Origin of the sequence: Cellulophaga sp. 3_MG-2023, from assembly GCF_030546975.1 — a bacterium.
Taxonomy (GTDB): domain Bacteria; phylum Bacteroidota; class Bacteroidia; order Flavobacteriales; family Flavobacteriaceae; genus Cellulophaga.
This window is the reverse complement of record NZ_JAUOPS010000001.1, coordinates 409,553-432,479: the sequence shown is the minus strand read 5'-3', so window position 1 is coordinate 432,479 and position 22,927 is coordinate 409,553. Positions and strand designations below refer to the sequence as shown.

Sequence of the window (22,927 nt, the reverse complement as noted above, 5' to 3'; positions counted from 1 at the left end):
TTTGGAATTTTTTTAATTAAACTTATTTTAATCTAACGTCTGATACTGAAGCTCCCGAAGGAATCATAGGAAATACATTATCCTCTTTCTCTACCTTAACTTCTAAAAAATATGGATCTTTAGATGCTAACATTTCTTCTATAGTAGATTTTAACTCACTACGCTCACTAACACGTTTAGATTTAATATGATAGCCTTCTGCAATTTTTACAAAATCTGGATTTACCATTACAGTAGATGCATATCTTTTGTCAAAAAATAACTCTTGCCATTGGCGTACCATACCTAAATGATCGTTATTTAAAACAATAATTTTAACAGGCACGTTATGCTGAAAAATAACACCAAGTTCTTGTATTGTCATTTGATAACCGCCATCACCAATAACGGCAACTACTTCCCTATCCATAGCACCCATTTTAGCTCCTATAGCTGCAGGTAAAGCAAAGCCCATTGTACCTAAACCACCAGATGTAATATTACTTTTTGTTTGGTTAAATTTTGCATATCTACAGGCTATCATTTGGTGTTGACCAACATCACTAACTATAACAGCACTGTTTTGGGAAGCAAGATTTACCTGTTCTATAACCTCGCCCATTGTGAGCTTCTCTTTAGTTGGCTTAATATCTTTTTTTATAACTGTATCATACTCTACTTGATACATGTCTTTAAACTTATTGTGCCAATTAGTATGTTTGTTATCATTTAAAAGAGGAAGTAATGCCTCTAAACTATCTTTAGCATTACCCAATACAGCTACATCTGTAGGAACGTTTTTGTTTATTTCTGCAGGATCTATATCAAAGTGTATAATTTTAGCCTGTTTAGCGTAACTATCTAAATTACCAGTTACACGATCATCAAAACGCATACCTATAGCAATTAAAACATCACACTCATTAGTTAAAACATTTGGCGCATAATTACCATGCATACCAACCATACCAACATTTAAAGGATGTTCGCTATCTAAAGCAGCAACGCCTAAAATTGTCCAAGCAGCAGGTACACCTGTTTTTTCTATTACAGCTTTAAGTTCTTTTTCTGCTTTACCCAAAATAACACCTTGTCCAAATACTATTAATGGCTTTTTAGCAGAGTTAATTAGTGCAGCAGCAGCCTCAACCTTTGCTATATCTATTTTAGGAAACGGATTGTAACTACGAACACCAACACAAGCTTCATAACTAAAATCAAACTCTTCAAACTGAGCATTTTTTGTAATATCTACTAATACAGGACCTGGTCTCCCAGATCTAGCAATGTAAAATGCTTTAGCTAATATCTCTGGGATTTCTTCTGCTTTTGTAACTTGATAATTCCACTTTGTAACCGGAGTAGAGATACCAATAATATCTGTTTCTTGAAAAGCATCTGTGCCTAATAAATGTCTTGGAACTTGGCCTGTAATACAAACCATTGGAGTAGAATCTATTTGAGCATCTGCTAAACCTGTAACTAAGTTTGTTGCTCCAGGACCAGAAGTTGCCATAGCAACACCTACTTTACCAGAAACTCTTGCATATCCTTGCGCAGCATGTGTAGCTCCTTGCTCGTGACGCGTTAAAATGTGCGTTAATTTATCTTGAAATTTGTATAATTCATCATAAACGGGCATAATTGCACCGCCAGGATAACCATAAATTAAATCTACACCTTCAGCTAATAGACAATGTATAATTGCCTCTGCTCCACTTATTTTTATGGTCTTTTTGTTTTTTGATGTCGTCTTTTTTTCTTTTACTGTTTCCATCTTCAAAGAGTTAAAGTAAAAGTGCTATTGTTAAGTTTTTAAAAACCGAACAATGGTACTTTTTTTATTTTATTTTTTAGTTAAAATTCATCAGTTACACAACCCTGTGCAGCAGATGATACTGAACGTGAATATTTATACAATACACCTTTTTTAAATTTTAATTCTGGTGCTACCCAAGCAGCTTTACGCTTTGCTAATTCTTCTGAAGTTATGTCTACATTAATAGCATTTGTTTCTGCGTCTATAGTAATTACATCACCATCTTTAACAAGTGCAATTGTACCACCGTCTTGAGCTTCTGGCGCAATATGACCAACTACAAAACCGTGCGTACCACCAGAAAAACGACCATCTGTAATTAAAGCTACGTCTTTACCAAGACCAGCACCCATAATAGCTGCTGTAGGTTTAAGCATTTCTGGCATTCCTGGCCCGCCTTTTGGACCTTCATACCTAATGACGACTACATCTCCTTTTTTAACTTTTCCGTCTCTAATACCATCATTAGCATCATACTCACTATTAAAAACCTTTGCTGTACCTTTAAATAGTAAACCTTCTTTGCCTGTAATTTTTGCTACAGAACCATTTTCTGCCAAATTACCATATAACATACGTAAGTGACCAGTTGCTTTTATTGGATTTTCTAGAGGACGAATAACATCTTGACCTTCTATTAAACTTGGTACATTTTCTAAGTTTTCTGCTAGCGTTTTACCTGTAACAGTTAAGCAATCTCCGTGTAATAATCCGTTTTCTAATAAGTATTTTAATACAGCTGGTATACCACCAATACGGTGTACATCTTCCATTAAATATTTACCACTAGGTTTTAGATCTGCGATAAAAGGTGTAGTGTCACTAATTTTTTGAAAATCTTGAAGAGTAAAGTCTATATCTGCTGCTCTTGCAATAGCTAAAAAATGCAATACAGCATTTGTAGATCCTCCCATAATTGTTACCAAACGAATAGCGTTTTCTAACGATTTTCTAGTAACTATATCTAACGGTTTAATATCCTCTTTTAGCAAGTAAAACATTTGTTTACCGGCATCTATACACTCTTGTTTTTTTTCTTTACCTGTTGCAGGATTAGAAGAATTATAAGGTAAAGACATTCCTAAAGCTTCTATTGCAGATGCCATTGTATTTGCTGTGTACATTCCGCCACAAGCGCCAGCACCAGGAATAGCTTTTTTAATAATACAACCAAACTCTTCTTGCTGCATTGTACCTGCAACCTTTTCTCCCCAAGCCTCAAAAGCAGAAACAATATCTAACTTTCTATCGTTATGACAACCAGAGGCAATAGTACCTCCATAAACTAAAATAGATGGTCTATTTAAACGTATCATTGCCATTAAAGCACCAGGCATATTTTTATCACAACCAACAACGGTAACTAAACCGTCATAAGACATACCTTGTACAACAGTCTCCATAGAGTCTGCTATAATATCTCTAGATGGTAAAGAGAAGCGCATACCAGGAGTTCCCATAGATATACCATCACTAACACCAATTGTATTAAAAATTAAACCAACAGATTCGTTTGTATTAACACCTTCTTTTACCTCTTTAGCTAAGTCATTTAAATGCATATTACACGGGTTACCTTCATAACCAGTACTTGCAATACCCACAATTGGTTTACTAAAGTCTTCATCTTTAAAGCCTATCCCGTACAACATAGCTTGTGCTGCTGGTTGTGTTGGATCTTGTGTTACGTTCTTACTATACTTATTTAACTCCATTTGGTTATATCTTGTAATTCTTTGACTTTTTTGAATATAATTTACTATTCAAATATAATTCTTTCACTTTCTTCATTTTTTTAACAATGTTTTTTAGTATAAATTCAACCTACTGTATATTTATTTAATTCACTTATAATCAACATATTAAAACCTTATTTTGTATCACATTCAGCTATTTTTATTTGTATAAATTGATAGTTATTTTAAAAAGCACTTATAGTTTAAAACAAAAAAAAGCCTGTGTCAATTTTATATGACACAGGCTTTTCTTAAAATCAATATAAGACCGTATCACCCCCAGAGAGAGATAATAATGACTAATACGATAATAATTACGTTGTTTTTCATTCTAATAACAATATTAGATATTATTTTTATAAATATGCACTATTTTTGAAAAAATTATTCAACTATAAAATCCTTTTCTACTGATACTTCTTTACCATTATCTGTAAATCCTTTTAAAGTTAGCGTAAAACTTCCTTTTACATCTGATGTATAGAACTCTATTTCTTTAGCTTTCAAATCTTTAAAAGTAATATTTGGATCCCATAATAATTGATATCTAAAATCTGGAATATGCTTATTAATATCATTTTTTTCATATTTAGGTTTGTAATAAATTATTTCTTGTGTAGGTTTGAATAAGTTATGATTTAAAATACCAGAGTTAGGATTAGATAATTTGAAATCTCTTTTTTTAGTGAAAATTTCAATTATTCCTTGATAGACTTCTTCTCCATAAACATATTTTCTTTTTAAAAGACTAATACTCTCTATTTTTCTAGCGTCGTAATCCATCATAATTGTATGATCCTGTATTACTACACCATCTACAAGAACAAGAGCCTTTATTTCAGGTAATTCAAAATAATCATAAGCTTTATTTTCCATCCTTACTTGAAAAACATATTTATCATTATTTATTTTTTTAGACCAAACATTGTCTATCACTTCTATTAATGTTTCTTTTACTGTTTTAAAACGAGTGTAATCATCTAGTCTATAAACAATCTTATTATCCATTGTAAAAGGCTCGCTATTTTTATGAATTAAAATTGAATCTGGTTTTAATTCAAAATAAGCATTCTCTATTTGGTTGTGAATACTTCGATTTAATATTAATTGATTAGCCGAATATGGTATTCTTGGTTTTTTATATATTAAGTTTGACAAATCTACTCCTGCATGTGGTAACATTGTTAACTTGTAATCTTCAGCGTTTTTACTAATAACTTGAATAATAGCATTAGCTGCATCATATTCTTTATCCAAAATAAATTCAAACTCCCCTTTATTATTTGTTTTTGAAAATTTTAAAAAGTATCCATTACTACTAGGAATAGAAATAGAAACAGATATATTTTGAATTGGTAAAGAAGTATCAGTTGTTTTTATAGCTCCTTTTATTAGCTCTCCACGTAACTCCGGTAATGAAATATTATTCTCTTTTACTAAGTCTATATAATTAGCTTCTTCAGTTTTAAAATCTTTGTAATTATTTAAAAAGTCACTTTTGTTTAATATTATTGAGTTTTTCTTATAAACAGACACAGAGTAATTACCGTTAGTATGTATTTGTGTTGGAAATAACGATACATTTACCTTTGATCTTTGCTTGTAAACTTTTTTTGATAATTTAACATCAATACTATTATTACTGGAGATATTATTAACTACACCTGGATTATTACTTACTAAATTTTCCTCTGCAACAAAATCTATATTTTGTTTATTTTGATAAGGATTTATGAGAGCTATATCTCCTTCAAAAAAAGATGTGCTTTTATTATTTTTCATCCAATTGGTATACCCTATAATTTTATAGTTTCCAGTAGGTACAGAAACGGGTATAAAAAAATCTCCTCTTCCTAAACCATCAACAAGCCTAACTTTTTGACGAACAATAACCTTATTACCTTTTCCTACTAGTGCTACATAACCAATTTTACTAATACTACTTGGTTCTTGATTTTTTAAATAGGTACAATACATAGTGTAATGTATATACTCACCTACAAATAACAAATTAGAATTATAGTGTATATAAACCTGTTCCTTTAAAGCTTTGGAGGTTACGTGTTTTATATTATTATCCTGACCGTTTAAATGATTAGAAAATTGAATAAAAAAACACAAAATAAAAATTTGATATATTTTTTTCATTAACTAGATTTTAATCTTCCCAAAAATCAGGAACTATACTACTACTAAAAACGGTACAATCTCCACATTCTACTTTTACATAAACATTGGGACCATTTTCTATGTCACCATAAGGGCAAAACTCATTAGTACAAGGCTCTGGCTCATCTGTTACCCATGTGTAGCTATTATTTTTAAGAATTTCTATTACTTTCCTTGCATCTGCAGGTGCTATAAATGAACAAGAATAAGGGTACTTAGCTGTAGAAGATTTATCTGTAAAAATATCTTTATACTCAAAAAATATTCTTTTGGAAGAAACAGATGAAACTTCAAAAAAACCAACGACTTTTTCATTTTCATCATTTATACTCTCTATATTACCCTTTAACAAACCTGGTTGTATTTGAGAAAACAAACCCTCCGAACTAGAAAAATTCTCTAGAGTTTGGTAAAAAGTATGCGCTTCTCTAGATATAATATATTGTTTAACTAATACGGTATACCTGTTCAAAATTTTGTAATCATTTCTATCTATAAACCTTACGGGAAAATTAACTAATTGTCCTGCACTTAACTCCTCTGTAGACCCTATAATTAAAGAATTAGACTTTTTAGTACTAAAACAAACTTTGCCCGTTTCATCATTAAAATATTCAATTTTTATTTGAGGTGGTTCTTCTGAAACAATAACAGCTTTTCTCTTTCTAAACCAAGGTGCTATAATTTTATGTGTCTCTTCATACTCATATCTGTAATACTTTACTTCTCCTGAAGCTTCATTAACATCTACCATTATAGAAACACCTTCTTCTAAATTAGAGTTAGTTGTTTTTTTAACAGATACTTTATCTATACCACTACCTGTACTTAAAAAGCTAGGAGTAGATTTATATTCTTTACCTTTAGCTGTTTTTATATGTAATACATAAGCTATATTTTCTGCTTTAAAAGCCATATCAGACACATATTCTCCTGACTCTAGCTCACTAAAACTATATTCATTATTTAAATCATCTAAAATAGTAACAGTAGCTCCTTCTTCGCTTTTAGCTCCGTCCTCTTCAAATTTAAAAGTTCTACTTAATTTTATTTTCTGATACTTGTACTCGTCTGTTAAAACAGCTTCTACAACTAATATGCTGTCATAGTCTTTGGTTACTGGAGAAAACTCCTCTATACAACCTGCTAATAAAAAGGTAGCTAGTAAAAAAACGAACAAATATTTATAATGTTTTATAATGTTTTTTATCATTTGCAGTTAAAATTTAATATTATAGGTTATGGTAGGAATTGGAATAGAAAAAATAGAGCTTTTATAAGCCTTAACTTCATTGTTCTCTGTTACAAAATAAACCGAATAAGGATTATTTCTTCCTAGTACATTGTATATAGATATGTTCCAAAAACTATGTCCTAACTTTTTAAGTTTATGATTACCTTCTACATTAAAACTTAAATCTAACCTATAATAATCTGGTATTCTAAACTTATTTCTGTCGCTATAAATTGGATAATCTGATCCTTGATATGTAAAATTACCTATAGGGTATGTTACTGGTCTTCCTGTTTGATATGTAAAATTACCTGAGAAGCTAAACCTACGGGTTATTTTAAAATTAGAAACCAAATTTAAATTATGTGGTTTGTCATAATTTGAAGGGAAATAATCGCCATTATTAACTTGCTCTTCGGAAAACTCACTGTTTAACTTTAAAAAAGATTTAGAATATGTGTAACTTAACCACCCATTTACATCTCCTGCATTTTTACGCACTAAAAATTCTACTCCATATGCTTTTCCTTTACCTTGCAAAATTTCAGTTTCAATATTTTCATTTAAAGTTAACTGTGCTCCTGTTTTAAAATCTGGCACATTATTAGACAATTTATAGTACCCTTCTAAACTTATTTCATAGTCGTTACCTGCTATATTTTTATATATTCCTAAAGCAAACTGTTCTGCTTTTTGAGGTTTAATGTTATAGTCTGATAGTTTCCAAGTATCAATAGGAGAACCCGTAGTATTATTAGATAAAGTGTGTATGTATTGATACATTTTATTATAACTAGCCTTAATAGATAAATTATCTTTTAGTAAATATCTAGCAGCTACTCTAGCTTCTAACCCTCCATAAGTTTTTACTTCTTCATTTTTATCAAAGTTTAATATCTCTTCTACTGTTTCATCATTTTTAGGTTCTCCTTCTTTATAAACTCTTGTTGTATTTTCTCCTAAAGTTGTAAAGGTTGAATATCTAACTCCCAAATTAAACATCAATTTATCATTAAATTCAAAGTCATCTGATAAGAAAAGAGCTGATTCTAGTCCTTTTTCTTTATCCAAGTTAATTTTTTGTACATCAGACTCATCTCCTAAAGGCTCTTTATTACCTGGGGTAACATTATATAACTTACTAGTTATTCCATAGTTAATTTTATGCTTGCTATTATATAAATAAGTTATTTTGTATTTAAAACCTGTTTCTACTATTCCGTAATCAAAAGCAAAGTCAGTATTTGTATCCCCATCATAATCTATGTTAAATCCGTAATGAGTATTAAAAAGAGATAAATTCCCTACGTTTTTATCGCTTAATTGATTGTCCCAACTTAGCGAAAAAACTGCATTATTATAACTGTATAAAGAATCTGAAGTTATACTAAAAACATCTTTACTATAGTATGCTGTAGCTCTTATATCATTTTTATCATTAATTTTATGATTATACTTTGCTATTACATCATAAAAATTTGCCTTACTCTTTTTTAAATCATCATCGTCTAATGATTTAAGAACCCAGTCTGAATAAGTAGATCTACCACCAACCATTAATGACGATTTACCTTTAACAATAGGAAGTTCTAATGCTATATTATTTGTAATTGGCCCTATAGATGCCTCGCCTGCAAAATTATCTACATTACCATCTTTAGATTTTATATCAAAGACTGATGATAAGCGTCCTCCAAATTCTGAAGGAATACTACCTTTATAAACTTTTAAACTCTTTGTTGTAAAGGGATTTAAAGCCTGAAAAATACCAAAAAAATGAGATGGGTTATAAATAACAGCATCATCTAAAAGTATTAAATTCTGATCTGTTTTACCTCCTCTTACATTAAAGCCTGTAGCTCCTTCACCTGCAGTGGTAATACCTGGTAATGTAGTTGCTACTTTTAGTATATTTCTTTCTCCTAAAACCAGTGGTATGTTTTTAGACTCTTCTGAATCTATTTCTGAAGTCCCCATTAAGGTTTCTTCTACATTAACATCTTGTGCGCCATCTACTATAATTTCATCTAATTGTTCTATATCTTCTTTTAAGCTAAAATTTAACTGTCCATTATTAAATAAAAAGACTCTTTTTACTTGTGCTTTTACACCTATAGAACTCACTTCTATTAAGTTTTCTCCTTTTGGCAACTTAATTTCGTAAAAACCATTATTGTTTGTAGATACCCCTAAATTTCTATTCTTTACATATATAGTCACATTAGGAATGGGTTCATTATTTAAATGTTGTTTTATGTAACCACTTAATATAAAAGTACTTTTAGTATCATTTATAGTAGACTTACCAATCCTAAGAGTTTCAATAAAACTATTACCTAAATCATTACTTTTTTTATTGTAAAAAACAGGAGTAATAGTATTATTTTTTTTCTCTTTAGTACTAGTTGTATCATTTACTGGAGCAGAAAAAATTTTAGGTAACTCATTATATACTATTCTATTCTGTAAAACATAAACATTTGTTTTATCAACAAAATAATTTAAATCTGTATTTTTAAAAATGTCTTCTAAAATGGTTGTTAATTTCTCATCTTTATAAATACCAGAAACTTTACCATTGCTAAACCAGTTATTAGAAAAATAAAAGTTAAAGTTATAACTGTTTTCAATTTTACTTAAAACGTCTTTAATAGGAGAATCTTTAAATTGAATAGTTATCAAAGTTTCTTTTTGCTGAGAGTAAATTGTAAAACTAAAGAATAATATTAAAAATAAAATTATATATTTTTTCATTTATAACGCTTTAGTTTTTTTATTCATTAATAAATTTATTTTTTTTAATAAATCTATAATATTAGAGTCATTGCTTTTGTAATTCACTGAATATTTTCTAATGACAGATTTATACTCTGGAAAAATTTTACTTAGATTTCTAATTTTTTTTATTTTTATTAGACTCTTATTATAATGTAATAAGTTATAATTCCTATCTGAGAACTGATATAATAACTTGTTATTAGATCTTTTTTCTATTCTACTTTTTATATGTTTTTTGTAAAATTGAAAATTCTCATTATTCAATAATAATTCCACATATCCATTATAACTCCCCTGCTCAACAGTCAAGTTATCTATATTTACAAAGTATTGAGAATTCAACATAAAACTATCTACCTTATTATTTATTGGCTGAATAGTTATTAAGTTATTATTACTGTTTTTTAAATTAATTAGTAATTCATCTTCAAAAACATCATATTTAATTTTTACATTATTAAATAACTGCTTATCATATACTATACTTCCATTAAAAAATTCAAATTGTTTATAATATCTATTTGTATTTTCAAATGATCTATTTTTTTCAAAATAACCATCTCCATCATCTAAAAAACCGTTATAAATAACTGTTTTTTCTAATCCAATTTCTTTGTCAAACCAACTATATAGGTCAACATTGGATCCTACAAAATCATTTTCAAGCTTTAATTGACCATAAGAAAAAGGAGAAATATAAAACATAGTAATACATACTATGATCATTATGCATTTGTGGTTCATTCTAGAGACAGAGGTTTGGTAAGGTTACTTTTTATCTCAAATATATATTTTCTAACAAGAATTAATAAAATTTTAACAAATATTCATAAATTTTTAACAATCTAACAGTTTAATATTTATAATTCTCAGGAACATATAAATATCAATTATTATCCTAAAAGTGTGCATTTCATCTAAAAAGTAAATGCAAGTGTGTATTTCATCGAAACGTAAATAATAAACCTAAAAAAGTACGGTTATAATAACCCCAAACCTTATTAAACCTACTATTAATGACTTGTTTAGAATGTAAGAAAGAGCTTAGCTATATTGACCATAAAAATGCAATAGACGCATTTGGAGTAGAGTTGTGTGCAAAGCATCAAGTGAGATTAAACAGACTCATCTTAAAAAATAATACACCCATAGAGGCCATACAATTATATTATGGACTTAAAAGCAGAGGATTAACACCTATGTTAGAATGGTGGGATGGTAAAAAATCTATAGATATTGCTATTTCTAGAGTTAAATTAAATATAGAAATAGATACCGAATATAATATGCTTACTCACGAGCAAGCAATTAACGACTTAGAAGAGGCTATGCATTCTTTTAAAAACGGTTTTACGACTATCCGAATCCCCAACGATTTAATTAAACATCATTTTACAGAGACTATTAATAATATTCTTGGCATTGTAGAAGGGCTAAACGCTAATATTAAAAAAATATAGAAACGTACTTTACTAAGTAATTTAATAATTTTTAGGCCTACCTACACCCTATTACTTTTATTAAATTACTATTACTTTTTCATTTTTTATTATCTTGGTACTTTAACCTCAATAAAAAATGAAAAAAGTAATAACATTTCGTATTTTAATTCTATGTTTTTTTATGTCATGCAACTCACAAGCACAAGACTGGGCTAACCTAAATAAATATAAAAAAGCAAACACAGAACTAAAGGCTCCTACATCTAATGAAAATAGAGTTGTTTTTATGGGCAATTCTATAACAGAAGGCTGGAGCAATGCAATGCCTAGTTTTTTTGAAAATAAAAATTACATTAACAGAGGTATAAGCGGACAAACAACTCCGCAAATGTTATTACGTTTTAGACAAGATGTTATTAACCTTAACCCTAAGGTTGTTGTAATTTTAGCTGGCACAAATGATATTGCTGGTAATACTGGGCCAACTACTTTAAATGAAATTACCGATAATATTAAAAGTATGGCAGAACTTGCTACCAAAAACAATATTAAGGTTATAATTTCGTCAACACTACCAGCTTTTGATTATCCTTGGGCTCCAAATAAAAACCCAAATACTAAAATACCTAAGTTAAATGCGATGTTAAAATCATATGCAACTGATAATAATTTTATCTACTTAGATTATTTTTCTGCTATGGCTACTAAAGAAAATGGACTTAGAAAAGAGCATTCTGGAGACGGTGTTCATCCTAACAAAAAAGGATACCAACTTATGGCTCCTTTAGCAAAAGAAGCAATTGCTAAAGCATTAAAGAAATAATAAAATGCCAACCCCTTTAGTTAGTATATTAATACCCTTTAAAAATGTTGAAGCTTTTTTAGATGAATGTATTAACTCTATAATATCACAAACCTATACCAACTGGGAAATACTGGCTATTAATGATCATTCTACAGATAGTAGCGCTTCAATTTTAGAAAATTATGCTAAAAAAGATAGCAGAATTAAAACAACACTAAATAATGGGCAAGGTATAATTAAAGCTCTACAATTAGCCTATAAATTATCTAACGGTACTTATATAACCAGAATGGATTCTGATGACATAATGTTGCCTAATAAGATTGAAATAATGCTTTCTTCGCTCTTAAAAAATGGCACCAAGCATATTGCTGTAGGAAAAGTAAAATATTTTGCAAAAAATGGTGTAAATGATGGTTATAAAAAGTATGAAGAGTGGTTAAACCAATTAACTACAACTGGTGATAACTACTCAGAAATATATAAAGAATGTGTGATACCGTCTCCTTGTTGGATGGTACATAAATCTGATTTTGATGCAGTGGGTGGTTTTGAGCCTAACACCTACCCAGAAGATTATGACTTAGCCTTTAGATTTTACAAACACAAAATAGAATGTATTCCGTGTAATACTATTTTACATAAATGGAGAGACTACTCAACAAGAACATCTAGGACTAGTGAACATTATGCGCAAAACTACTTTTTAGAGTTAAAACTTAATTATTTTTTAGAGATAGAATATCTACAAACAAATACACTTGTAATTTGGGGAGCTGGTAAAAAAGGAAAAGAGATTGCTAAAAAACTAATAGAAAAAAATATTCCTTTTCTCTGGGTATGTAACAACCAACAAAAAATAGGCAAAGACATATATAATCAAAAATTAAAACATTTTTTAGCTATAAACAATGTTAAAGATCTACAAATAATAATTACAGTTGCTAACCAAAAAGAGCAATTAACTATTAAAAGTCATCTTAATACATTAAACCTTAAAGCTGTAAAAGATTATTTTTTCTTTTGCTAATGTGCTATTTCCTTTGGTTCAATTTCATTATATTTGAAAAATTAAATTAAGGAATGCAGTTTAAATATCCGGAACTTCTTTGGGCTTTATTTTTACTATTGGTTCCATTATTTATTCATCTTTTTCAACTCCGTAGATTTAAAAAAACGCCTTTTACCAATGTTGCTTTGCTTCAAAAGGTAAAAACACAATCTAAAAAAGCTCGTAATCTAAAAAAATGGCTTCTTTTAGCTGCTAGACTTTTTTTATATACCGCATTAATAATTGCATTTGCACAACCATATTTTGCTAAAAAAGATGTTTTTAAAAAGAGAGAAACTGTTATTTATTTAGACAACTCTTTTAGTATGCAAGCGCTAAATAATGGTACTACCCTTTTACAAAATGCCGTACAAGAACTTATAAAGAGTAACGCCAAAGAAAAAGAGTTTAGTCTTTTTACTAATACTAATACGTATAAAAATGTTGTTTTAAAAGATATTCAAAATAATCTACTTTCATTAGATTATAGTAGTAATCAACTACAGATAAAAGATGTTATTTTAAAAGCAAATACCTTATTTAGCAAATATAATAGTAGTGTAAAGGATATTATAGTTATTTCTGATTTTCAGCAAAAAAATGAAGCTTATACTATAGACAGCTTACAAACTAATATATACTTTGTAAAGCAAAATACTGAGAACTTTACAAATATTAGTATTGATAGTTTGTATGTTTCTAATACAGACGCTACAAATTTAGAACTAACAGCTAACCTTAAAGCTAATACTAATGCAGAGAACACTGCTGTTGCGTTGTATAATAATGATACTTTAATTGCAAAAACATCTGCCTTATTTAATAATAGCAAAGAAGCTAAAGTTAACTTTACATTACCAAAAGACGTTGGTATTAAGGGCAAAATAGAGCTAACAGATACAGGTTTAATGTATGACAACAATTTTTACTTTAACATTAATAAAAGAGATAAAATAAAAGTGTTAGCTATTTCTAACACTGATAACACCTTTTTAAATAAGATATTTACTAATGATGAGTTTAAAACCAATACAACCACTATAAACCAATTAAACTACAGTCTAATTCCTACTCAAAATTTAATTATATTAAATGAGCTTAAGGCAATACCAGAATCTTTAAAAAATGCATTAACTTCATTTACTAAAAACGGAGGTTCGTTGGTTGTTATCCCTTCTTTAAAATTAGACATTAATAGTTACAATGCATTGTTATCTAACTATTTTTCAACCAAACTAAAAGGTTTAATCAATATAGAACGTAAGGTAACTGGTATCAATTTTTCTCATCCATTATATACAAATGTATTTCAAAAAAGAGTCACTAATTTTCAATATCCAACGGTAAACAGTTCTTTTATTACTAACAGTTCTGCTCCTAGTCTTTTAAGTTACCAAGATAATTCTCCTTTTTTAATGGGTGCAAATGGCTTTTACTTTTTTACAAGTAGCTTATCAAAAGAAAACTCTAATTTTAAAGGTTCTCCGCTAATTGTTCCTACACTATATAATATGGGTTACACAAGTTTTAAAATTCCAAAACTATACACAACACTTGGTAAAGCCACAACTGTAGACGTAGAAACTAAAGTTAATAAAGATCTTGTTTTAAAAATTACAAAAGATAAAAACGAATTTATTCCGCAACAACAATCTTTTACAAATAAAACCACATTAACTTTTTCTAACACTCCGCAAAATGCTGGTATTTATACCATAAAAAAAGGAGAGTCAGAATTAGGATCACTAAGTTTTAATTATAATAGAGAAGAAAGTAAACTTATATATACAGACATTAATAGTATTGCAAATATCAAACAAAGTACTAGTATTAGTCAACTATTAACCAATTTAGAAAATAACCAAAAGGTAAATGAGCTTTGGAAATGGTTTGTTATTTTTGCGTTGTTTTTCTTAATACTAGAAGTTCTTATTCAAAAATATTTTAAATGAATATATTAATAAAATCTGCCAAAATTTTTGATAAATCTAACAAAGATTTACATTTAAAAACTAAAGATATTTTAGTACAAAATGGTGTTATTACAAAAATTTCTGATGCTGTAACACCTACAGAAGATGCCGTAATTGTATCTAAAAAAAACCTATGTATTTCTATTGGTTGGTTAGATACTAGTGTATCTTTTGGTGAGCCTGGTTTTGAAGAAAGAGAAACAATAGAGAACGGACTAAAAACTGCAGTTAAAGGTGGTTTTACAGATATTATACTTAATACAAATACAAACCCAATACCATACACTAGCGCTACACTTGCTTTTATTAAAGATAAAGCCAAAGAAGAAGTAACCAATTTACATCCGCTAGGTGCTTTAACTGTAAATAGTGAAGCAATAGATTTAGCGGAATTGTATGATATGAAAAATGCTGGTGCAGTTGGCTTTTCAGACTATAAGAAACCGACTAGCAACTCTAACCTACTAAAAATAGCGTTGCAATATGCTCAAAATTTTGATGGCTTAATTTACTCTTTCCCTTTAGATTGCAAAATTGCTGGAAAAGGAATTGTTAATGAAGGTGATGTATCTACAAGTCTTGGCTTAAAAGGTATACCTGCTTTAGCTGAAGAATTACAAGTTGCCAGAGATTTATTTATTTTAGAATACACAGGTGGCAAATTACACATACCAACCATTTCTACTGCAGGCTCTGTAAAACTAATAAGAGAAGCAAAGAAAAAAGGATTAGACGTAAGCTGTAGCGTTGCTTTATATAACCTACTGTACACTGATGATAAACTAACAGAATTTGACACTACTTATAAAGTATTACCTCCGTTAAGAACAAAAGAAGATATTACTGCGCTTATAGAAGGTGTTAAAAACGGAACCATAGATTTTGTAACTACAGACCATAACCCTTTAGATATAGAACAGAAAAAAGTTGAATTTGATAATGCTGCTTATGGTACCATAGGTCTAGAATCATCATTTGGTATATTAAATACTATTTTTGATACGGAAACTACTATAGAAATTTTAACTAAAGGTAGAGAGCGTTATGGCTTACAAACTCCAAAAATAAAAGAAGGTAATACTGCTTGTTTTACCTTGTTTGATAATGACACATTACACTACATTAACAAACAAACATCTAATAGTAGAGCTAAAAACTGTATGTTTTTTGAAGAAAAACTAAAAGGACAAGTTTTTGGTGTTTTAAATAAATATGTAGCAGAAATACTATAATTTGTTTAGGTGCGTTAATTAATAGACTAAAAGTTAGTCAACTTTTTTAACCAACTAATACCACAAAATTATGATTTTCGGAATTACGCTAATAATACTAGGTATTTTAGCAGCACCATCTTTATTACTATCTAAAAAACCAAATGCACAAGAACTTCTAGACAAAATTACACCTTACCAAGGCTGGATAGGTTTAGTATTTTGTTTTTGGGGGGTATGGGGAATTATTTCTTCTATATTAAACCTTGGGTGGCTTACCACTTATCCTATTTATTGGATAACTTGGATAGCTGTTAGTGCATTATTGGCTGCATTAGGTTTTATTTTAGGTTACGGAATGATAAACAAACTTTTATTATCTAAAAATGAAGAAGCAAAAGCAAAAGGAGAAGCTTTACTTGCAAAACTTAGACCTTTACAAGGTAAATTAGGTATTGCCGCAATTGCTTTAGGAGTATGGCAAATTATTTCTAGCTTATTATTTTTTATGTAAGTATAAGCATCATATAAAAATGTAAAAAGAGGTCTTAATTAGACCTCTTTTTTTTTGCAAAATTTTTACCTTGCACAAAAAAATAAAATGAATAAAAAACCTAAAGGAAAAACTACCGCAATAGTATCTTACTTTACAGGTGTAGGCACCTTAATTGCAATTACTATGAATATGGATGACAAACATGAGTTTGCTCGTTTTCATATTAGACAAAACTTTGGTTTAAATTTATTTTTTGTAGGTTTTGCATTATTTATTAGCCAATGGTTAAGTATTTACGCTTCTATGGGTTTATATATATCATATATTGTATTATGGACCTATGGTTTTATTGGTATGCTAAACAATAAAAAACAAGAAATTCCTTTTATAGGAAAAGCTTCTCAAAAATGGTTCACTTTTATAAATTAGTATGACGACAGCACCACTATCATTAGAACACATTATACAACCAGCAACTATAGAACAAGAAAAAACTCCTGTTTTATTTATGTTACACGGTTACGGTAGTAATGAAGAAGATCTTTTTTCTTTTGCTACAGAATTACAAAAAGAGCTTTGTATTATATCTATACGTGCTCCCTACCCTATGCAGCCATATGGCAATGCTTGGTATGCTATAAATTTTGATGCCGAAAAAGGAAAATGGAGTGATGATGAACAAGCCGCAGAATCTATAGAAAAAATACTTGTTTTTATAGATGAAGCTTGTAAAGCTTACCATCTAGACAAAGATAATGTTACACTATTAGGCTTTAGTCAAGGTGCAATTTTAAGTTATGCTACAGCAATTTCTTATCCTGATAAAGTAAAAAATGTAATTGCACTAAGTGGTTACATCAATGAAAATCTAATAGACAAATTAAAGACTGATAAAGACCCTACTAAGCTAAACATTTATGCTTCTCACGGCACAGTAGACCAAGTAATACCTGTTAGCTGGGCACAAAAGACACCTAATTATTTAAAAGGTTTAGGTATAGATTGTACTTATGAGGAATATCCTGTTGGTCACGGTGTTGCGCCACAAGGTTTTTATTCTTTTAAAGAATGGTTGTCTACTAAAATATAACTTAAAAAAAGTCAAAAAATAACCCCTGAATTTTCATTCAGGGGTTATTTTTATATGGTAAGCTAGATTAATCTCTTCTGTACAAAAGATGATCCATCATTGTAAAATCTACTCCTAAATTGTCTTTAAGGTCATACTTTATAAGTAATTCTCCCCAATATTTGCCATCAGAAAAATCGGCTATAATCCATTTATGGTTTAAAACCTTAATTTTATTTATTTTAAAATTTCCTTCCATACCAGCATATGGCACTAATGGGTTATCTCCTTTAGATTCGTTGGTTTCTATCAATTTATCCTCAATATATCTTGCCGGATTTTCTAACTTTAAATGATCAAAATTAGTTAAAGCATCATCATTATTTTCTAGTAAAAAATACTTTAAATCTAACTGGTTTATAGTGGCCTGTTGTATAGAATCTTCTAACTTAGTATTTTCAGTTTCTAGGTTTTCTATTTTATCCTGTAGCTGTGCAAATCTTGTGTTAGTAGCATCTATCATTTTATTTGCACTTACAAATTGGTATAAGGCTATTAATGCTGCAAAAATAAATAGGTATAAATATAAATACTTTTTCATTTGGTATTATTCTATATGTTTATGGTTAAATTATCGTATGCCAAATGTACATTTTTTGGCAAAGATTTTTCTACTTCTTCATGAAAACCTAACAAGTGACTTATGTGTGTTAAATAAGCTGTTTTTGGCTTTACTAAATTTATAAACTCTAATGCTTCTTCTAAATTAAAATGAGAATGATGCGCCTCTAAACGTAAAGCATTTACAACCAACACCTTTACATCTTTAAGTTTAGCTATTTCTTCTTTAGAGATACTTTTTACATCTGTTAAATACACAAAATCATCTATTCTAAAACCAAAAACTTCTAACCTATTATGTAGCGCTTTTATAGGTATAGCAACTTTATTTCCTATTTTAAAAGGTGTATTCTCTTTAATTTGATGAATAGCTACTGCCGGAGCACCTGGATACCTGTTAATATCTGCAAAAATATAAGCAAAGCGTTTTTTAAGAGCTTCTATTACTTGACTATCTGCGTATATTGGTATATCTCCTTGTCTAAAGAAAAAAGGTCTAATGTCATCTATACCCGCAGTATGGTCTGAGTGTTCATGAGTAAACAATATACCATCTAAATTTGGTATAGGATTTTGCAACATTTGCTGCCTAAAATCTGGACCACAATCTATTACAAAGTTATAGTCATCCCATGAAATTAAAACAGATACTCTTAATCTTTTATCCTTTGGATCCTTACTTAAACATACAGGATGTTTACTACCAATAACTGGTATTCCTTGAGAAGTTCCTGTACCCAAAAATGTGATTTTTAACAATTCGGCCTTTTTTATCAAATTTATAACATATTTATTTAATAGATAAATCTATCTTGTTAACTTTGTATACCGTAAAAAAACAACAAAGAATGTCATCAGTCTTAAAAAAAGATTTTGCTTTTGAGAATATTCCTTCTACTAAAGCCAAAACACTAAGAATAAATTTAAATCCTGATATCTACGGTACTTTTGCAGAAATTGGTGCCGGACAAGAGACTGCCAGACACTTTTTTAGATCTGGTGGCGCATCTGGAACCATTGCTAAAGCAATGAGTGCATATGATAAAGATTTTAGTGACGCTATATATGGCGTAGAAAACGATGGTAGATATGTTACCCAAGCTCGTTTAAAAACGATGCTTTCTCATGAAATGGGATTAATGGAGGAGCGTATTAGTAGAGAAAAACACCCAGAGCGTTTATTTTTCTCCTATGCAAATACTGTTGCCACTATAGATTTTGCTAAAAAATACAAGGGGCACGGATGGATTGGAATTCGTTTTCAATTAGATCCAGACCAAAAAGAATTTGATGAAATTATTATGCACGTTCGTTTTAAACAGAACGAAGCTAGATTGCAGCAAGAAACTTTAGGTATTTTAGGTGTTAACCTTATATATGGTGCTTTTTACAAATACCATAAACCAAGAAAATTACTTAAATATCTTTATGACCATATAGATAAGGATACTGTAGAAATTGATATGATTAATTTCTCTGGTCCAAATTTTGAAAAAGTAGACAATAGGTTAATTAGCTTACAGTTAATTAAAAATGATATGACGGATGCCGTTATGTTTGGCCCTGATGGTAACAACTTATTACCTGCTGCTGTACTTTATAAAAAAAACATACTTGCTTTACGTGGTAGTTATAGACCCGTAACAAAGGTAAATATGGATATGTTTGAAAAGTCTCATAATATTTTTATGAACGAACAAACAGTTAATCCTGATAAAACCATTGTAATTTTTGAAATTACTTTAGCTAATTTAAAAGCTAGTGGAGAAATAGACGAACAAGATTTTATGGACAGAGCAGAACTTTTATGTTCTCTTGGCCATACAGTAATGATCTCTAAATTTCAGGAATACTTTAGACTTGTAGAGTACTTTAGTAATTATACAAAAGCAAAAATTGGTTTAACAATGGGCGTTAACAACCTTGTAGAGGTTTTTGATGAAAAGTATTACAGACACTTAAGTGGCGGTATACTTGAAGCTTTTGGTAAATTATTCTTTAAAGATTTAAAAGTTTACTTATACCCAATGAAAAACGAAGAAACTGGTCAGATTATGACGAGTAACAACGTTAAGGTACACCCAAGAATGAAAGAACTTTATAAGTTCTTTAAGTATAACGGTAAAGTAATGGACATTTTTGATTATGATCCTGAAATACTACATATTTTCTCTAGAGATGTTTTAAAGAAAATTACAAACGGAGATAAAGACTGGGAGAAAATGCTACCAGAAGGTATTGCAGAAATTATAAAAAGAAAAGAGTTATTTGTACGTAAGGCAGATAAAAAATAATAAAAAAGCCACATTTTAAAATGTGGCTTTTTTTATATGATATTATTCTAATATTTGTGCAGCGTGGTCTTTTGTTTTAACCTTATCTATTACTTTGGTTACAACACCGTTTTCATCTATAATAAATGTTTTTCTATGAATACCGTCATAAACTTTATCCATAAACTTTTTTGTACCCCAAACGCCAAAAATATTTAATACAGTATGGTCTTCATCTGCTAGTAGAGGAAAAGGAAACTCATACTTTGTTTTAAAGTTAGATTGTCTTTTTGCAGAATCTGCACTAACACCTAAAAGTTCATATCCTTGGTCTTGCAATTCTTTATAATTATCTCTTAAATTACAAGCTTCTGCAGTACAACCAGGAGTACTTGCTTTTGGATAAAAGAACACAATCAACTTTTTTCCTTTATAATCTGATAAGCTTACAGCATTACCATCTTGATCTTTTGACGTAAAATCTGCTACTTTGTCTCCTACTTTTAAAGTATTCATAAGTAATTTATTTAAATTCGTTTTTTCTAATTTTTAGTAAAGCTAATCAAAAATGACCAAGGCAGAAAAAGTTACTTTTACAATAGACAAACTTAAAGAGTTATACCCAACAATACCAGTACCTTTAGACCACAAAGATCCGTATACACTACTAATTGCAGTATTAATGTCTGCACAAAGTACAGATGTACGCGTAAATAAAATTACACCATTATTGTTTAAAAAGGCCGACAACCCATATGATATGGTAAAACTAACCGTAGATGAAATTAGAGAAATTATAAAACCTGTTGGTTTGTCTCCTATGAAGGCTAAAGGAATACACGGTTTATCACAAATGTTAATAGATAAACACAATGGCATAGTTCCTAAGGATATGGAATCTTTAGAAAAGTTTCCAGCTGTAGGTCATAAAACTGCAGGTGTTGTAGTGTCACAAGCATTTGGTATACCTGCATTTCCGGTAGATACACACATACACAGATTAATGTATAGATGGGGATTTACAAATGGTAAAAATGTAGTACAAACAGAAAAAGATGCAAAAAGATTATTTCCTAAAGAATTATGGAACGATCTGCATTTGCAAATTATTTGGTACGGTAGAGATTATTCTCCTGCTAGAGGATGGAATCTAGATAATGATATAATTACAAAAACGATAGGAAGAAAAACAGTAATTGAAGAATATTATAAAACAAAAAAGAGCCGTTAAGGCTCTTTTTCTAGTTCAAAATGTTTTCAAATTGCATCTCCTTGTATGTAATTACATTCATCGATTTTGAATAATTCAGTAAAAACTGAATTTTGCTTGCCGATGTTGTCATTCCACAAGAATTGTTTTGTTGTTTAGAGTAAATTTTTTCCATATAAAATAGTATTGTTATAGTAAGATAACGGTACTATTTTAGAAATATTATACTCTTAGGTTAAAAACCTATTAATTCGTTAAAACGATATTATGTTTTTCTATAATTTTTCTCATATTAATTAAAGCATATCTCATTCTTCCTAATGCAGTGTTAATGCTAACTCCTGTATTTTCAGAGATTTCTTTAAAACTCATATCCTTATAGATACGCATTAATAAAACTTCTTTTTGATCTTCTGGTAATTCTTCAATAAGAACTTTAAGGTCAGAATCGATCTGATTTTTTATTAATTGTTTTTCTGCGTTTAATTTATCATCACTTATTACAGAAAAAATATTAAAATCATCGCTACCTTCAAACATTGGCATACGCTTATTTTTTCTAAAGTGATCTATAATTAAATTGTGTGCAATTCTCATTACCCACGGTAAAAATTTACCTTCTTCACTATAAGAACCCTTTTTTAAAGTTTTTATCACTTTAATAAAAGTATCTTGAAATATATCCTCAGTAATGTCTCTATCTAATACTTTAGAGTAAATAAAACTACTAATTCTTTGGTTGTGTCTATTTATTAATATTTCTAGAGATTTTTCATCTCCTGTAATATATTTTTTTACTAATACTGAGTCTTCAATTTGTAGATCCATTTCGAGTTACTTTTTTTGGTTATTTAATGCGTACCCCTTCCCTATATGGGAATAAGTTCATTTAATAGTGTTTAATAATTTTTAAAAAAGTAATGTTCGCTATATAGGCCTATAAGTTTAATTACACTTCAAATATATATAAAATAAGAGGTTCCTAAAAAATCTATGTTGTGATTACCCTTATTTTTGATGTAAAAGCGTCTTTTATGGTTATTAAAAGGTACATATTGTAT

The 22,927-nt window shown here is 29.3% G+C and carries 20 protein-coding genes; 10 read left to right on the top strand and 10 right to left on the bottom strand.

All coding sequences use genetic code 11. The features are described from left to right. Nucleotides 1–22 precede the first annotated feature (22 nt). The 6 genes from ilvB to Q4487_RS01685 form a co-directional block, all read right to left on the bottom strand. On the bottom strand, nt 23–1,756 hold the full coding sequence (gene ilvB / locus Q4487_RS01710; RefSeq protein ID WP_303542680.1) for a biosynthetic-type acetolactate synthase large subunit: 1,734 nt from the start codon (nt 1,754–1,756) through the stop codon (nt 23–25). Between the two features lie 80 nt (nt 1,757–1,836). After that, complete coding sequence (gene ilvD, locus Q4487_RS01705; RefSeq protein ID WP_303542678.1) at nt 1,837–3,513, bottom strand: dihydroxy-acid dehydratase; 1,677 nt, start codon at nt 3,511–3,513, stop codon at nt 1,837–1,839. A 405-nt stretch (nt 3,514–3,918) separates the two neighbouring features. After that, a complete protein-coding gene (locus Q4487_RS01700) occupies nt 3,919–5,682 on the bottom strand; it encodes a hypothetical protein (RefSeq protein WP_303542676.1) in 1,764 nt (587 codons plus the stop codon). 10 nt (nt 5,683–5,692) lie between these two features. Continuing rightward, nucleotides 5,693–6,916: a DUF4249 domain-containing protein gene (locus Q4487_RS01695; protein ID WP_303542674.1), complete on the bottom strand. Its 1,224-nt coding sequence runs from the start codon at nt 6,914–6,916 to the stop codon at nt 5,693–5,695. A 6-nt stretch (nt 6,917–6,922) separates the two neighbouring features. Next, nucleotides 6,923–9,691 (bottom strand): TonB-dependent receptor, encoded by a 2,769-nt coding sequence (locus Q4487_RS01690; protein ID WP_303542672.1) that lies wholly within the window; start codon nt 9,689–9,691, stop codon nt 6,923–6,925. Next, nucleotides 9,692–10,420 (bottom strand): hypothetical protein, encoded by a 729-nt coding sequence (locus tag Q4487_RS01685; protein ID WP_303571872.1) that lies wholly within the window; start codon nt 10,418–10,420, stop codon nt 9,692–9,694. A 311-nt stretch (nt 10,421–10,731) separates the two neighbouring features. Here Q4487_RS01685 and Q4487_RS01680 point away from each other — a divergent pair, with 311 nt between their 5' ends. The 8 genes from Q4487_RS01680 (at nt 10,732) to Q4487_RS01645 (ending at nt 17,783) form a co-directional block, all read left to right on the top strand. Continuing rightward, a complete protein-coding gene (locus Q4487_RS01680; protein ID WP_100896139.1) occupies nt 10,732–11,175 on the top strand; it encodes a hypothetical protein in 444 nt (147 codons plus the stop codon). 118 nt (nt 11,176–11,293) lie between these two features. Further along, nucleotides 11,294–11,980: an SGNH/GDSL hydrolase family protein gene (locus Q4487_RS01675; RefSeq protein WP_100896140.1), complete on the top strand. Its 687-nt coding sequence runs from the start codon at nt 11,294–11,296 to the stop codon at nt 11,978–11,980. Nucleotides 11,981–11,984: 4 nt separating this feature from the next. Next, nucleotides 11,985–12,992, top strand: a complete 1,008-nt coding sequence (locus Q4487_RS01670) for a glycosyltransferase family 2 protein (RefSeq protein ID WP_303542666.1) — start codon at nt 11,985–11,987, stop codon at nt 12,990–12,992. A 53-nt stretch (nt 12,993–13,045) separates the two neighbouring features. Continuing rightward, entirely contained in the window at nt 13,046–14,965 is a 1,920-nt protein-coding gene (locus Q4487_RS01665) for a BatA domain-containing protein (protein WP_303542664.1), read from the top strand. Beyond that, a complete protein-coding gene (locus Q4487_RS01660; RefSeq protein WP_303542662.1) occupies nt 14,962–16,218 on the top strand; it encodes a dihydroorotase family protein in 1,257 nt (418 codons plus the stop codon). Before Q4487_RS01665 ends, Q4487_RS01660 begins: the two co-directional genes overlap by 4 nt. Before the next feature lie 70 nt (nt 16,219–16,288). Continuing rightward, nucleotides 16,289–16,711, top strand: coding sequence for a hypothetical protein (locus Q4487_RS01655; RefSeq protein ID WP_303542660.1), 423 nt, complete (start codon nt 16,289–16,291; stop codon nt 16,709–16,711). An 87-nt stretch (nt 16,712–16,798) separates the two neighbouring features. Then, entirely contained in the window at nt 16,799–17,122 is a 324-nt protein-coding gene (locus Q4487_RS01650; RefSeq protein ID WP_100896145.1) for a hypothetical protein, read from the top strand. Nucleotide 17,123: 1 nt separating this feature from the next. Further along, nucleotides 17,124–17,783, top strand: a complete 660-nt coding sequence (locus Q4487_RS01645; RefSeq protein WP_303542658.1) for an alpha/beta hydrolase — start codon at nt 17,124–17,126, stop codon at nt 17,781–17,783. Nucleotides 17,784–17,850: 67 nt separating this feature from the next. Here the strand turns inward: Q4487_RS01645 and Q4487_RS01640 are convergent, their stop codons facing one another. Both Q4487_RS01640 and Q4487_RS01635 read right to left on the bottom strand, forming a co-directional pair. Next, entirely contained in the window at nt 17,851–18,363 is a 513-nt protein-coding gene (locus Q4487_RS01640; RefSeq protein WP_303542656.1) for a hydrolase, read from the bottom strand. Nucleotides 18,364–18,374: 11 nt separating this feature from the next. Continuing rightward, nucleotides 18,375–19,142 carry an MBL fold metallo-hydrolase gene (locus Q4487_RS01635; RefSeq protein ID WP_232732631.1) on the bottom strand — a complete coding sequence of 256 codons (768 nt, stop codon included), beginning with the start codon at nt 19,140–19,142 and terminating at the stop codon, nt 18,375–18,377. 89 nt (nt 19,143–19,231) lie between these two features. Here Q4487_RS01635 and Q4487_RS01630 point away from each other — a divergent pair, with 89 nt between their 5' ends. Next, nucleotides 19,232–20,677: a nicotinate-nucleotide adenylyltransferase gene (locus Q4487_RS01630; protein ID WP_100896149.1), complete on the top strand. Its 1,446-nt coding sequence runs from the start codon at nt 19,232–19,234 to the stop codon at nt 20,675–20,677. A gap of 42 nt (nt 20,678–20,719) precedes the next feature. Here the strand turns inward: Q4487_RS01630 and bcp are convergent, their stop codons facing one another. Continuing rightward, nucleotides 20,720–21,172, bottom strand: a complete 453-nt coding sequence (gene bcp / locus Q4487_RS01625) for a thioredoxin-dependent thiol peroxidase (protein WP_303542651.1) — start codon at nt 21,170–21,172, stop codon at nt 20,720–20,722. Between the two features lie 52 nt (nt 21,173–21,224). On the opposite strand from bcp, the gene nth reads away from it, so the two are divergent. Beyond that, on the top strand, nt 21,225–21,887 hold the full coding sequence (gene nth, locus Q4487_RS01620) for an endonuclease III (protein WP_100896151.1): 663 nt from the start codon (nt 21,225–21,227) through the stop codon (nt 21,885–21,887). 225 nt (nt 21,888–22,112) lie between these two features. Here nth and Q4487_RS01615 read toward each other — a convergent pair whose 3' ends face one another. Further along, complete coding sequence (locus Q4487_RS01615; RefSeq protein WP_077405619.1) at nt 22,113–22,694, bottom strand: RNA polymerase sigma factor; 582 nt, start codon at nt 22,692–22,694, stop codon at nt 22,113–22,115. Nucleotides 22,695–22,927 lie beyond the last annotated feature (233 nt).